Below are 13,361 nucleotides of genomic sequence, written 5' to 3' on the forward strand. Positions count from 1 at the left end.
ACGGTGAGGTGACGCCGGGCTGTCGCACCATCTCTTAGCGCGACAGAACGCGGTCCGCGCGCGAAAGTTACGACCGTTCACCCCTTTTGGTGGCGCGATGGACAACCGTCCGTCGCGCCACCGCCTTGTCCGCATACGTTCGTCCCGCTGCGAGCCGTCGACGCGTCGGCGGCTCCCCACACGGGAGATCGATCGGGGGTGCACGCGTGCGCATCGGACTGGTTACGGAGGGTGGTTACCCGTATGTGGGCGGTGACGCCGGACTCTGGTGCGACCGGCTCGTGCGCGGGCTCGGGCAGCACGAGTTCGACGTCTACGCCCTCCGTCGCAGCCGCCGCCAGGAGGACGAGGGCCGCCTTGAGCTGCCACCGCACGTCAGCCGGGTGCGTACGGCCCCCCTGTGGACCGCCGAGCAGGACGGCAAGGCGTACGGCAGACGCGCACGCCGGCGCTTCGCCGAGAGCTACGGGCAACTCGCGGAGGTACTGAGCGCCGGTCCCGCCGGCGTGCAGGGCGCGGATCCCCCGGCGGCCCTGCGCGGCGCCGGACGTGCGGACGACCCAGGCGCCGCGCCCGGTCATCTGGCGGACCGTTTCGGCAGCGCGCTCTACGGGCTCGCCGAACTCGCCCGCGACGAAGGCGGACTGCCCGGCGCCCTCCGCTCCGACACCGCCGTACGCGCGCTGGAGCGCGCCTGCCGTACCCCCGGCGCGCACAGCCTCGCGCGCGAGGCGCGGGTGCCCGACCTGCTGACCGTCGCCGCCCACCTCGAACGCGCCCTGCGCCCCCTCTCCCTCGACTGGTACGGCGACGACGCCCTGGGCGCGGCCGACCTCTGCCATGCCACCGCCGCCGGTCCCGCCGCCCTGCCCGGCCTGCTCGCCGGGCACTTCTCGGGTGTCCCGCTGCTGGTCACCGAGTACGGCGTGCACCTGCGCGCGCACTACCTGGCCGCCGGCCCGGACACCGTCACCCCGGCCGTGCGCACCCTGCTCGCCGCCTTCCACGGCCGGTTCGCCGCCGAGGTCTACGGCCGCGCGGCGATCATCACCCCCGGCAATGCGCACGCCCGCCGCTGGCAGGAGCGCTGCGGCGCCGACCGGTCCCGGATCCGTACCGTCCATCCCGGCATGGAGGCCTCCCGCTTCACCGAGGTCGGCGAGGCCCCCGACCGCGCCGACCCGGGCACGCTCGTCTGGGTCGGCGGTGTCGAACCGTCCAAGGACCTGGTGTCGCTGCTGCACGCCTTCGCGGAGGTCCGCAGGGAGGAACCCAGGGCGCGACTGCGGGTGCTGGGCGCCCCCGTGGGGTCGGAAGGCGCGGCCTACCTCGGCCACTGCAGGGCGCTCGCCGCCCAGCTGTTCCCCGACGAGGCCGAGGGCGTGCACGCCGTCGGCGACAACCCGGTCTCCTTCGAGGAGATCGGCGGCCCCGACGCGCCCACCCTCGCCGACGCCTACGCGTCCGGCGCGGTCGTCGTTCTCTCCAGCGTGGTCGAGGGCTTCCCGGCCGGGCTCGTCGAGGCGATGCTCTGCGGCCGCCCGACCGTGTCCACCGACGTGGGCGCCGTGGTCGAGGTCATCGGCGGCACCGGTCTCGTCGTACCACCGCGCAATCCGCGGGCGCTCGCGGAGGCGTGCGTGGCGCTTCTGCGCGACCCCGAGCGCCGTGAGCGCCTCGGAGCCGCCGCGCGCGCTCGGGCACTCGAACTGTTCACCGTCGAGCAGAACATCGCGGCGTTCCACACCCTCTACCTGGAGATCGTCTCGCACTGCCCGGTCCGCCGGGTCGTCCTCGACGAAGCGGGAAAGCCGCTGCCGTTCGCCGTCCCGGCCGAAGCCCATGTGCCGGGCCGCTGGACCCGCCCCACGGCCCGTGCCGTCCACCGGGGCGGCCCCGGCCGGGCACCGGGCACCACACCGTGGCCCGCCCCGGTACCGGCCCCTGGGCCGGCGGCGACCGAGGGGGCGCTGTGAACGGCGGCGAGGGCGGCGCACCGAGCGGCGGCCTGGGCGAACTGGACCGGCCGGGACGGCCGAGCCGGGCCGACGCGTGGGACGCACGGTCGGGGGAGTGGCTCCTGGGTGCCGCCGACGTCCCGGGTGCCGCCGCCCTGCCCGGGAGCGGACTGCCGGAACCGGCCGCAGGTGCCGCCGCCCGGGACACCGCGGGCGGCCGCGGCGCCACCCCGCGGCGGGGCGCCGCCGACCCCGTGAAGGCGCTGCTGCACCGGCACCGCGCCCTGTGCGAGCGGGCCGTCGACCCGCTGGAGATCGCCGCCGGTCTCGAAGCGCACGGGGTCACCGACCGGACCGCCGCCCGCTTCCGGCACCGTGACGTCTTCTCGCTCGCCGAGGAGCTCTACGCGCGCGTGCCCCGCGGCGAAGGCCACCGCCCGCCCCCCGAACCGGCGCCCGCGCCCCGCGTACGCGCCGACTGGGCGCTGCTCACGCTCCTCCCGGGCACCATCGGCGCCGCGGCCGTCACCGTGGCACGGCTCACCGAGGGCCGCCCGCGTCTCCTGGTGGCAGCCGCCGGTGTCCTCGCCGTCGCCCTGGCCGTCCACCTGGCCCTGCGGCGCGGCCCGCTGGCGGTGCCGTCCCGCACGCCCGCCCGGGGCGCCGCGGCCGGCACGCGCGCGTGGACGTGCTGGCTCCTCGGCTACGCCCTGCTCGGCGACGGCCTGCTGCGCGCCGTCCTGGACGGCGGCCCCGACGGCCCGCCGACCGGCGCCGCCCACGGCCCCTGGCCGGTCACCGCCGCCCCCGTCCTCGCGCTCGCCCTGGCCACCGCCCCGGCGGCCTGGAGCACCCACCTCTTCACCACCGGCGCCCGCCGCCGCCTCACCGGCAGCCGTGGCCTGGACGAGTTCACGGCGGCCGCGCGGCCCTTGCTGCTCGGCACGTTCGCCCTCTTCCTCGGCGCCCTCACCGCCCTGCTCGCACTGTGCGGCACCACCCTGGGTGAATCCGCCGGCTATCCGGCGGCGCTCACCCTCGGCGCCCTCCTGCTGGCCGCCCGCCTCCTGGCCGTCCACAACGCCCCACGGGACGCCCGCCGCGCACTCGCCGCCGCCGTCGGCACGGAAGCGGCGGCCGTGTCCCTGGCCCTCGTCGGCAGGCTGCCCGGCTGCGCCGTCCTGGCAGCGCCCGTCGACGCCCTGGCCGGCGCCTGGGGCCCGGGCGGTGTCCAGGCCCTCGGCTGCGGCGCCGCCGCCCTCGCGCTGCTGTGCACGGCCACGCGCACCCTCACCCGGGCCTCGGCCCACGCGGCCCACGCGCCGACGGGAGACCCCGAGTGAGCCACCTCTTCCCGGGCCACGCCGCGCCGTCCCGGCGGCCGGCGCCCGGCGCCTCGCCCGAGGCAACCGCACCCCCAGAAGGAGACCACCAGATGACCATCTCCCGACCCGGACCCGGAGCGTCCGGAACCACCGGAGTCGCCGGAGCGCACACCCCGGGAGCCGCACGATGAGGGTCCTGCTGATCGGAGCCAACGGATACCTCGGCCGCTTCGTCGCCGACCGGCTGCTCGCCGACCCGGCCGTCCAGCTCACCGCGCTGGGCCGCGGCGACGACGCCGACGTCCGGTTCGACCTCGCCACCGGCAGCCCCGGCGCCCTCACCCGCTTCCTCGACGCCGTCCACCCGGGCGTCATCGTGAACTGCGCGGGCGCCACCCGCGGCGGCGCCCGGGAACTCACCCGGCACAACACCGTCGCCGTCGCCACCGTCTGCGAGGCCCTGCGCCGCAGCGGCTGCGGCGCCCGCCTGGTGCAGGTCGGGTGCAGCGCCGAGTACGGCCCGAGCCAGCCCGGCTCCTCCACGGCCGAGGACGCCGTGCCCCGCCCCGGTGGCCCGTACGGCGTCAGCAAACTCGCCGCGACCGAACTGGTCCTCGGCTCCGGACTCGACGCGGTCGTCCTGCGCGTCTTCTCGCCCGCCGGACCCGGCACCCCGGCCGGCTCCCCGCTCGGCAGGCTCGCGGAGGCGATGCGCCGCGCCATGCAGTCCGGCGACGGCGAACTCAAACTCGGCGGCCTCGGCGCCCAGCGCGACTTCGTCGACGTCCGTGACGTCGCCCGCGCCGTCCACGCGGCCTCGCTCTCCGCCGCCCAGGGCGTCATCAACATCGGCTCCGGCCGCGCCGTCCGGCTCCGCGACGCCGCCGGTGTCCTCGCCCGGGTCGCCGGATACGGCGGCGCCCTGCACGAACTCGACGGTCCCCCCGGCCCGCTGCGCGGCGCCATCGGGCACCCCCGCATGGACCCCGACAACGCCGCCCCGGTCGCGTACCCGTACCCGGACGGCTGCGGCAGCTGGCAGCAGGCAGACGTGCGCTGCGCCCGCGACCGGCTCGGCTGGCGGCCCCGCATCAACCTGGAGGAATCCCTCGCGGACATCTGGATGGAGGCGGCATGCCGCATCTGACCAGCACACGGGCGGACGCCGCGACCACCGGCGTCCGCACCGCGGTCGGCGTCCCCGGTTACGCCCACCCCCTCCTCGCGCCCACCCAGTGGGCCGAACTCACCCGCCCCGGCACGCCCCTGCACTGGGTCGTCCTCGACGTGGCGAACGGCCCCGGCAGCCGTCCCGACCCGCACTGCCTGGAAGCGACCGGCCGGCTCCACAACGCGGGCGTCCGCGTCCTCGGCCACCTGGACGCCACCTACGGCGCCCGCCCTCGCGGCGACCTGATCACCGAGGCCCACCGCTTTCGCGACTGGTACCGCGTCGACGGCTTCCTGCTCGACCGCTGCCCCACCGAGCGCGCCGCGCTCCCCGAGGTCCGCCGCACCGTCGCCGCGCTCCGCGACGTCGGCGACGGCCCCCACGTCGTCCTCGGCCACGGCACCCACCCCCACCCGGGCTACGCGGAGAACGCCGACCAGCTCGTGACCTTCGCCGGTCCCTGGCGCGACTACCGCTGGTCGCAGGTGGCCGAGTGGACCGCGGACTACCCGCCCGACCGCTTCTGCCACTTCGTCCACGGTGTCCCCCTCGGCCACCTGGACGAGGCGCTGCGCATCGCCCGCTGGCAGGGCGCCGCCACGATCTACCTCACCGACCGGACCGACCGCGGCGGGCGGGCGGACCCCTGGGAGGCGATGCCCGGCTACTGGGACGAGATCGTCTCGCGGATCGGAACAGGTGTCTCGGAATGAAGAAGGCCGTGGCAGTGTTACAGGGAGAACAACCGTAGTGATTGACCGACCAACGGAGCCCCCGTGTCGCTGCCACCCCTGGTTGAGCCAGCCTCTGAGCTCACCGTAGACGAGGTCCGCAGGTACTCCCGCCACCTGATCATCCCGGACGTCGGGATGGACGGGCAGAAGCGGCTGAAGAACGCCAAGGTGCTCTGTGTGGGCGCCGGCGGCCTGGGCTCGCCGGCGCTGATGTACCTGGCCGCCGCGGGCGTCGGCACCCTCGGCATCGTGGAGTTCGACGAGGTCGACGAGTCGAACCTGCAGCGTCAGATCATCCACAGCCAGTCCGACATCGGTCGTTCCAAGGCCGAGTCCGCCCGTGACTCCGTCCTCGGTATCAACCCGTACGTGAACGTGATCCTTCACGAAGAGCGGCTCGAGGCCGAGAACGTGATGGAGATCTTCAGCCAGTACGACCTGATCGTCGACGGCACGGACAACTTCGCGACCCGCTACCTGGTCAACGACGCCTGCGTGCTGCTGAACAAGCCGTACGTGTGGGGCTCCATCTACCGCTTCGACGGCCAGGCCTCGGTCTTCTGGTCCGAGCACGGCCCCTGCTACCGCTGCCTCTACCCGGAGCCCCCGCCCCCGGGCATGGTCCCCTCCTGCGCCGAGGGCGGCGTCCTGGGCGTGCTGTGCGCGTCCATCGGTTCCATCCAGGTCACCGAGGCCATCAAGGTCCTCACCGGCACCGGTGAGCCCCTCGTCGGCCGTCTGATGATCTACGACGCCCTGGAGATGCAGTACCGCCAGGTCAAGGTCCGCAAGGACCCGGACTGCGCGGTCTGCGGCGAGAACCCGACCGTCACCGAGCTCATCGACTACGAGGCCTTCTGCGGCGTCGTCTCCGAGGAGGCCCAGCAGGCGGCCGCCGGCTCGACGATCACTCCCAAGCAGCTCAAGGAGTGGATCGACGACGGCGAGAACATCGAGATCATCGACGTCCGCGAGCCGAACGAGTACGAGATCGTCTCCATCCCGGGCGCCAAGCTGATCCCGAAGAACGAGTTCCTCATGGGCACCGCCCTGGAGAGCCTGCCGCAGGACAAGAAGATCGTCCTGCACTGCAAGACGGGCGTCCGCAGTGCGGAGGTCCTCGCGGTCCTGAAGTCCGCGGGCTTCTCCGACGCCGTCCACGTGGGCGGCGGCGTGATCGGCTGGGTCAACCAGATCGAGCCGGCGAAGCCCGTCTACTGAGCACGGACTCCGCGACGGGCGGGGGCTCGGGGCACGGCAGGTGCCCCGAGCCCCCGCCTTCGTCATGAGCAGACCGTGCCGTCCTTGGGGACCGTGCCGTCCACGAGATAGGCGTTCACGGTCGCGTCCACGCAGTCGCTGCCACTGCCGTAGGCGCCATGGCCCTCGCCCTTCCAGGTCAGCTCGACACCGACGCCCCTGCCCAGTTCGTCGGCCATCCGCCGGGCGCCCTCGTACGGGGTCGCCGGGTCCCCGGTGTTGCCGACCAGCAGGATCGGGGCCGCGCCCGGTGCGCTCACCTCCGGGGTGTCGTACTGCCCGGCCACCGGCCAGTCGTGGCACCAGCCGGCCGTGTCCCAGCCCAGGTAGTCCCCGAAGACCGGAGAGATCTTCTCGAACTCGGGCAGCAGTTTCCTCGTCTCGGCGAGCGTCGGCCGCTGCCTGTCGTCGAGGCACGATATGACCCGTTGCGCCTGGGTGGTCGCGCCGTAGTGCCCCGCGGAGTCACGGTCGTCGTACTGGTCGGCGAGTGCCAGCAACTGCCCACCGTCCCCCTCCTCGGCCGCCCTGAGCGCGCTGGTCAGGGTCGGCCAGCTGTCCTTGCTGTACAGCGGCAGGACGATGCCGGTCACCGCGAGGGTCTGCGTCAGCTTCCGCCCGGAGGACGTCGGCAGCGGCTTCGCGTCGAGCGCCTTCAACAGGTCCACGATCTTCTGCGAACCCTGCTTCGGGTCCGGGCCGGTCGATGTCAGATAGTCGTCCAGGGCCCGCTGGAAGCCGCGCGTCTGGTTCTTCGCGTGCCCGACCGAGTCCGCGGTCGGGTCGACCACCGCGTCCAGGACCAGGCGCCCCACCTGCCGGGGGAACAGGTGGGCGTAGACACCGCCGAGTTCGGTGCCGTACGAGATGCCGAAGTAGTGCAGCTTCGTGTCGCCGAGCACCTGGCGCATCAGGTCCATGTCGCGGGCGGTGTCGGTGGTCGAGACGTGCGCGATCAGCTTGCCGGCGGCCTTCCGGCAGCCCTTGCCGAAGTCGACGGCGTCCTGGAAGTACGCCTTCTCCTCGGCGGCGGTGTCCGGCGTCGCGTCGACCGATTCGGCGGACTGGACGGCCTTGTCGTCGCGGCACCGGATGCCCTCGCTGGCGCCCACCCCGCGCGGATCCCAGCTCACCAGGTCGTACCGCTCCCGCAGCGCCGAGACGGTGGAGGCGAAGTACGGCATCGTCGAGACGCCGGAGGCGCCCGGTCCGCCGAAGTTGAACAGCAGGGAACCGATCCGCTTGTCCGGCTTTCCGCTCGCCTTCGACCGGATCAGCGCCAGCCCGATGGTCCGCCCGCCCGGCTTCGCCCAGTCCAGCGGCGCCCGGAGCGTCGCACACCGCCACTCGTCCCCCGGTGCCGCGGAGTCCGACGTGCCCGCGCAGCGGGACCAGTCGAGCTTCTGGGAGGTGAGGGAGGCGGGCAGGGCGGCGGAGGCGGACGCCGGCTGCCCGGGCCGCGCATTGCCTTGGTCCCCGTCCCCGCCGGGCGATCCACCGCCGCACCCGGTCAGCATCAGCCCGGCGGCCACGACGGCCGCCCACCGTACAGATCGCGACATGTGCTCACACCCCCCACACAGGCCCTCCGCAGGTTCGTCGCGGAAGGCGGTCAGGCCATGGTAGGCGGAACGCACGACGTCCGAATTCGCCTGTGGATAACCCTCTGACCAGCTGTTTCGCTGCCTGGGCACGCTCAGCCGCGACGGCGCAGCGACCGCCTCACGCACACACGGCCCCTGCCTTCGGCACCGTCCCCTCCAGCAGATAGCCGTTCACCGCCGACTGCACGCACCGGTTCTTGCTGTCGTAGGCCCCGTGCCCCTGCCCCTTGTACGTCAGCTCGACCCCGACCCCCTTGCCGAGCGCCTCGACCATCTTCTTCGCACCCTCGTACGGCGTGGCCGGATCCCCGGTGTTGCCCACGACCAGGATCGGCGCCGATCCGGGCGCGCTCACGTCGGGGTGGTCGGCGGCGCCCGGCACCGCCCAGTCGGTGCAGCTGACCATGCCCCAGGCGAGGTAGTCGCCGAACAGCGGGGAGGCGGCACGGAACTCGGGCAGCTTCTGCTGGACGTAGTCGGCGGTGTACCGGGGCTTCTCGTCGGCGCAGTTGATGGCGATGTTGGCCGCCGTGATGTTGCTGTACTCGCCGTTCTCGCTCCGGCCGTTCATCGAGTCGGACAGCAGCATCAGGACCTTGCCGTCACCGTCGTAGGCGTCCTCCAGGCCTTCGGTGAGGTACTCCCAGAAGTCCTTCGAGTACAGGGACTGGGCGATGCCGTTGGTGGCGGCGGTCTGGGTCAGCATGCGGGGGAGGATGCCGGGGATCGGTTTGCGGTCGAGGTCGGCGAGGAGTCTGGCGATACGGTTCTTCACGTCCTGCGGGGTGTCGCCGATCGGGCACGGGGTCTTCTTCGAGGTGCAGTCCTCGGCGAAGTTGTCGAGCGCGAGCTGGAAGCCCTTGGCCTGCCCGAGCGAGCTCTGTTCCGGGTTCTGGGTGGGGTCGACGACGGCGTCCAGGACGGCGCGGCCGACGTTCTTCGGGAACAGGTGGGCGTAGACACCGCCGAGTTCGGTGCCGTACGAGATGCCGAAGTAGTGCAGCTGCCGGTCACCCAGGACCTGGCGCATGAGGTCCATGTCACGGGCGGCGTCGGTGGTGCTCACGTGCGGCAGGATGGTTGCGGAGTTCTTCTCGCAGGCGGCGTTGAACTGCTGGGTACGTTTGATCAGTTGGGCGCGTTCGGCGCTGGTGTCGGGCGTCGCGTCCTGCTGGAAGTAGTCGTCGAGCTGGGCGTCGTTCTCGCACTCGACGGGGTCGCTGCGGCCGACCCCGCGTGGGTCGAAGCTGACGAGGTCGTAGCGGGTGCGCAGGGCCGCGTAGTCCTCGCCGAACGCCGGCAGGGTGGTCACACCGCTGCCGCCCGGCCCGCCGAAGTTGAAGATCAGGGAGCCGATCCGGCTGCTCGGGTCGCCGCTGGCCCTGGCCCGGATCAGCGCGAGCCCGATGGTGCCGCCCTTCGGCTTCGACCAGTCCAGCGGCGCCTTCATGGTGGCGCACTGCCAGGTGGCGCCGCCCGGCAGCGGAGACGGCGCGCCGCCGCCGCCCTCGGCCTCGTCGGGGGCCGGGCACGCCTTCCAGTCCAGTTTCTGTGCCGTCAGGTCCCCGTCCCCGGATCCGCTGCCGCTGCACCCGGTCGGTGCGAAGGCCAGCACCAGGACGGTGGTCAGGGCGGCGAGACGGATCCGGATGGGCTTCGGCATACCTCCATCCTGGGGTCGCGCCCGACCACGCGCGCGGGGCGCGAGCCGTACGAGGTACGACGCGCGGGGTGCGGACCGTACGGGGCGGCTCCTAGAGCGCGCCCTTGCGCGTGAGCTGGTTGAAGGCCAGCCACCCCGGCAGGACCGGCAGCCACAGGGTCAGCAGCCGGAACAGCAGGACGGCGGGGGCCGCGACCTCCTTGGGGAGGCCGACGGCGATCAGGCCGACGGTCAGCGTCGCCTCGACCGCGCCGACGCCGCCCGGGGTGGGCGCCGCGGAGCCGAGCGCGTTTCCGGCGAGGAAGACCACGGCGACGCTGGCGATGCTCAGTGAGGTCGACTGGTCGCCGAACGCGCGGATGGAGGCGTCCAGGCACATCACGAAGCAGGCGGTCAGCAGCAGCATGCCGCCGATGCCGGTGACGAGCTTCTGCGGCCGCTGGAGCACGTCCAGCATGCGCGGCACGACACCCGCGAACAGCGACCGTACGCGCGTGACGACGAACTTCCGCATGAAGGGCACCGACGTCACCACCAGGACCAGGACCGCGACCGTCAGCAGGCCCGCGATGACGGTGCGGGACGGCGACAGGGAGGGGGTCTTCTCGGTGCCGGTCAGATAGCCGAAGGACAGCAGCATCAGGATGTGGCAGCCGAGCCCGAACAGCTGGGAGGCACCGACGCTCGCCACCGCGCCCCCGGGGCGTACGCCGGCCCGCTGCAGGAAGCGCGTGTTGAGGGCGACGCCGCCGACGGCGGCGGGCGCCACGATCTTCACGAAGGAACCGGCGACCTGCGCCGCCACGGCCCGTACGAACGGCACCCGTTCGGGCACGAACCCGAGCAGGGCCATGGCGGCGGCGACGTAGCTGAGCGCGGAGAACGCCACCGCGGCGATCACCCAGCCCCACTGGGCCTGCGCGAACAGCGTGTTGAACTCGATGTGGGTGAGCTGCGTGAGCAGGTAGTACGCGCCGATCGCACCGGCCATGAAGCTGATCAGGGTGCGCGGCCGCACCCGCTCCAGGCGGGCGGGCTCGACCGGTGCCTGCGGCCTGATCCGCAGCACCTCGTACCGGATCTGGGTGAGCAGGTCCTCCTCGCGGGCCTCCTCCAGCGCGTCGTCCAGCGCCCGCTTCTCGGCCCGCTGCTCGGCGCGCACCGTCTTCTTGTCGGGCTTTTCGGCCTCGTCCGCGCGGGCCTGCTTGGCCTGCCGGGACGCCTCCAGGACCGCGTCGCGCTCCCGCTGGGCGCGCTCCCTGGCCAGTCGGCGCAGCGTCGCGCGCGTGGAGCGGGTGAGCGCGATCGGCTGGAGCATCGGCAGACAGTCGGCCACGGCGTCCGGCCCGAGGACGCCGACCGCCGAGGCCACCGCCCGCTCGGCGCCGACCCGCAGGCCGAGCGTGGTGACCAGCTGGGCGACGTCCATGCGCAGCAACAGGTCACCGGCCGCGATCTCGCCGCCGCGCAGGTCGGTGAGGATCACCTTGCCGGAACGATCCACCAGGATGGCGTCACCCGCGAGCCTGCGGTGCGCGATCCGGCGCGACTGCAGGGCCTGCACCTGATGCCAGGTGTGGCGCAGCAGCTCGTCGGTGATCTCCTCGTCGGCCAGCGAGTCGAGGGTACGGCCGCCGGTGTGCTCGTAGACCAGCATCACGGCGTCCGGGCCGAGCTCCGAGGTGGCGATCAGCTTGGGGGCGTTGGCGCCGGCCGCGATCGCCGCGTACGCCAGCAGGGCCTCCTGTTCCAGGGCCTGGCGCAGCGACTGCAGGCTGGAGCGGGTGGCGAAGCCGCGCAGCGTGATGTTGCGCCACGCGCGGTAGAAGAAGCCCTGGGCCTGCTGTTCCCGGTCGACGACCGTGACGTCCAGCGGCGGGCCGTCCTCCAGGGTGACGAAGTAGCGCCTGCCCCGGTCGCCGTTCTCGGACTCCAGGACCTCCTCGCGGGCCGCGCCGACCGGGTGGAAGCCGACGTGCCGCAGGCCCGCCAGCAGGGTCCGTCCGGTGGGGCGGACGTTGGGCGAGCCGACCGCGTACAGCGTGCCGTAGGCGACGGTCCAGCCGATCAGGACCGTGAGGATGATCGAGAACGGTGTGGTGTAGCCGGTGACCAGCATGGAGAAAGCGTCGAGCAGCAGCACGATCCACAGGACCGAGCGCCATCTCGGCCGCCGGGACATGCCGACGGCCGTCATGTAGGCGATGACGGGCGCGAGGTAGCCGTGCACCGGATCGGTCAGCGCGTGGACGTCACCGGGGGAGGGCTGGGTGAGCGCCTCCTGGATCGAGCCCGGGGCGGCCCGGGCGACCCACAGGTCCGTGGCGAGTGTCACTCCGTGGGCGAGGACCGCCGCGAGCACGCCGTCGGCGATCCGCAGCCCGTCCCGCTTGATCAGCCGCTCGATCGCGAACGCGACCGGCACCAGGAGGATCGCGATGCTGGAGGCCAGCCCCGCGAACCTGATCAGCAGGTCCGGAGCCTGGCCGGTGCCCTTGTTGATGTCCTGTTCGAGCCCGGAGGTGGTGCCGTGCGCGAAGGCGGCGATGCCGAGCAGCACGACGACGGCCAGCACCCCGACCATGAGACGCATGAGGTCGGAGGGGCGGTGCACGCGCGCGGGGAGCAGCGGTTCGTCGCCCTCCACCTCGTCGGCGTGTGTCTCGTCGGGCACGTGTTCCGCCTCGTCGGCGTCGGTGTCGGCGACCGTCTCCGGGCGTGCGGGGGCGGGTTCCCCGGCGTCCGGGCGCACGCCGGCGTCAGGGGTGCCCGCCGCGCCGTCGGGGTGCACGCCCTGCTGCTTGGTCGTCTCTTCTTGATCTCGTATCACCAGTCACCGCCCGCACGATGGTGGCATGCCCCACCGACACACGAAGGCATCAGGGTGCACATGCGGGGGCGCACAGTCTGCCCCAAGCGCCGCCGCGGGGCGAGGCGGAGCCCGGCCGCGGACCGCGCCGGTTGTCGGTGGGGTGCGGCAGGATGGGGCGAATGAGCGAGCAGAGCCTTCCCGAGGCCACCCGAGAGGGGTACGCGGACGAATTGCCCGAGTACGCCGAGCGGGTCCTGGAGGTCGCCGAGCGGATCCCGCCCGGGCACGTGATGACGTACGGCGATGTCGCGGAGTGGCTGGAGGAGGGGGGCCCGCGTCAGGTGGGCCGGGTGATGTCCCTCTACGGCAGCGCCGTCCCGTGGTGGCGCGTGGTGCGCTCCGACGGGGTCCTGCTGCCCGGGCACGAGCTGAGCGCCCTGGACCACTACCGCGACGAAGGCACTCCGCTGAGGGCGGCGAGCAGGGCCGCGGAGGGCCATCTGCCGCGGCTCGACATGAGGCGGGCGCGGTGGGACGGCGGCGCGGACGCGGGGGCTCACACCTGACAGCTTCCGCCATCCGGGGTCCCCGTGGGGAGCCCGTGGCCCGTACGGGGGACATGGGGGACGCGCGTGGCATGACGTACGTTCGTGGGATGCGGGGTACGTGTGCCGCGGGCGACGCCCGGGGCGCACGGGGCCGCCGGGAAGAATCGGAAGCCCTGCTTCCGTCCGGTGCGCCGGCGTAGCGTCGGCTGCGCGTGTCCCGCTCACCCCGCGCCCACCACCGCGCCCGCGCGACCGCGAGCCAACCAGCACACCCACCAGGACCGGC

At 73.3% G+C, this 13,361-nt stretch carries 9 protein-coding genes; 6 read left to right on the plus strand and 3 right to left on the minus strand.

Features of this window, described 5'->3' with window-relative positions; genetic code table 11:
• The first annotated feature begins 206 nt into the window (after positions 1 to 206).
• The 5 genes from AB0G52_RS07380 to moeZ all read left to right on the plus strand — a co-directional run bounded on the left by AB0G52_RS07380 (position 207) and on the right by moeZ (position 6,409).
• Complete coding sequence (locus AB0G52_RS07380) at positions 207 to 1,976, plus strand: DUF3492 domain-containing protein (protein WP_361334607.1); 1,770 nt, start codon at positions 207 to 209, stop codon at positions 1,974 to 1,976.
• A complete protein-coding gene (locus AB0G52_RS07385) occupies positions 1,973 to 3,301 on the plus strand; it encodes a hypothetical protein (RefSeq protein WP_361334610.1) in 1,329 nt (442 codons plus the stop codon). Before AB0G52_RS07380 ends, AB0G52_RS07385 begins: the two co-directional genes overlap by 4 nt.
• Before the next feature lie 169 nt (positions 3,302 to 3,470).
• Positions 3,471 to 4,430: an NAD-dependent epimerase/dehydratase family protein gene (locus AB0G52_RS07390; protein WP_132888729.1), complete on the plus strand. Its 960-nt coding sequence runs from the start codon at positions 3,471 to 3,473 to the stop codon at positions 4,428 to 4,430.
• The gene (locus tag AB0G52_RS07395) at positions 4,418 to 5,167 is read left to right on the plus strand and encodes a spherulation-specific family 4 protein (RefSeq protein WP_132888730.1); all 750 of its coding nucleotides are present in this window, start codon (positions 4,418 to 4,420) and stop codon (positions 5,165 to 5,167) included. The genes AB0G52_RS07390 and AB0G52_RS07395 overlap by 13 nt, the downstream gene beginning before the upstream one ends.
• A 63-nt stretch (positions 5,168 to 5,230) precedes the next feature.
• Positions 5,231 to 6,409, plus strand: coding sequence for an adenylyltransferase/sulfurtransferase MoeZ (moeZ, locus tag AB0G52_RS07400; protein ID WP_132888731.1), 1,179 nt, complete (start codon positions 5,231 to 5,233; stop codon positions 6,407 to 6,409).
• Between the two features lie 62 nt (positions 6,410 to 6,471).
• Here moeZ and AB0G52_RS07405 read toward each other — a convergent pair whose 3' ends face one another.
• From AB0G52_RS07405 to AB0G52_RS07415, 3 genes are all read right to left on the minus strand, one after another.
• Positions 6,472 to 8,010, minus strand: coding sequence for an alpha/beta hydrolase (locus tag AB0G52_RS07405; protein WP_361334614.1), 1,539 nt, complete (start codon positions 8,008 to 8,010; stop codon positions 6,472 to 6,474).
• Between the two features lie 160 nt (positions 8,011 to 8,170).
• Positions 8,171 to 9,715 carry an alpha/beta hydrolase gene (locus AB0G52_RS07410; protein WP_132888733.1) on the minus strand — a complete coding sequence of 515 codons (1,545 nt, stop codon included), beginning with the start codon at positions 9,713 to 9,715 and terminating at the stop codon, positions 8,171 to 8,173.
• Positions 9,716 to 9,806: 91 nt separating this feature from the next.
• Positions 9,807 to 12,545, minus strand: a complete 2,739-nt coding sequence (locus AB0G52_RS07415) for a lysylphosphatidylglycerol synthase transmembrane domain-containing protein (RefSeq protein WP_132888734.1) — start codon at positions 12,543 to 12,545, stop codon at positions 9,807 to 9,809.
• A gap of 161 nt (positions 12,546 to 12,706) precedes the next feature.
• On the opposite strand from AB0G52_RS07415, the gene AB0G52_RS07420 reads away from it, so the two are divergent.
• Positions 12,707 to 13,093, plus strand: a complete 387-nt coding sequence (locus tag AB0G52_RS07420; protein ID WP_165939348.1) for an MGMT family protein — start codon at positions 12,707 to 12,709, stop codon at positions 13,091 to 13,093.
• Positions 13,094 to 13,361 lie beyond the last annotated feature (268 nt).

Source organism: Streptomyces sp. NPDC021562, from assembly GCF_040640875.1.
Taxonomy (GTDB): Bacteria; Actinomycetota; Actinomycetes; order Streptomycetales; family Streptomycetaceae; genus Streptomyces.

Coding starts and splice junctions, on each gene's coding strand:
- AB0G52_RS07420 (WP_165939348.1), top strand. CDS start 12,707: ATGAGCGAGCAGAGCCTTCCCGAGGCCACCCGAGAGGGGTACGCGGAC.
- AB0G52_RS07410 (WP_132888733.1), bottom strand. CDS start 9,715: ATGCCGAAGCCCATCCGGATCCGTCTCGCCGCCCTGACCACCGTCCTG.
- AB0G52_RS07405 (WP_361334614.1), bottom strand. CDS start 8,010: ATGTCGCGATCTGTACGGTGGGCGGCCGTCGTGGCCGCCGGGCTGATG.
- AB0G52_RS07395 (WP_132888730.1), top strand. CDS start 4,418: ATGCCGCATCTGACCAGCACACGGGCGGACGCCGCGACCACCGGCGTC.
- AB0G52_RS07390 (WP_132888729.1), top strand. CDS start 3,471: ATGAGGGTCCTGCTGATCGGAGCCAACGGATACCTCGGCCGCTTCGTC.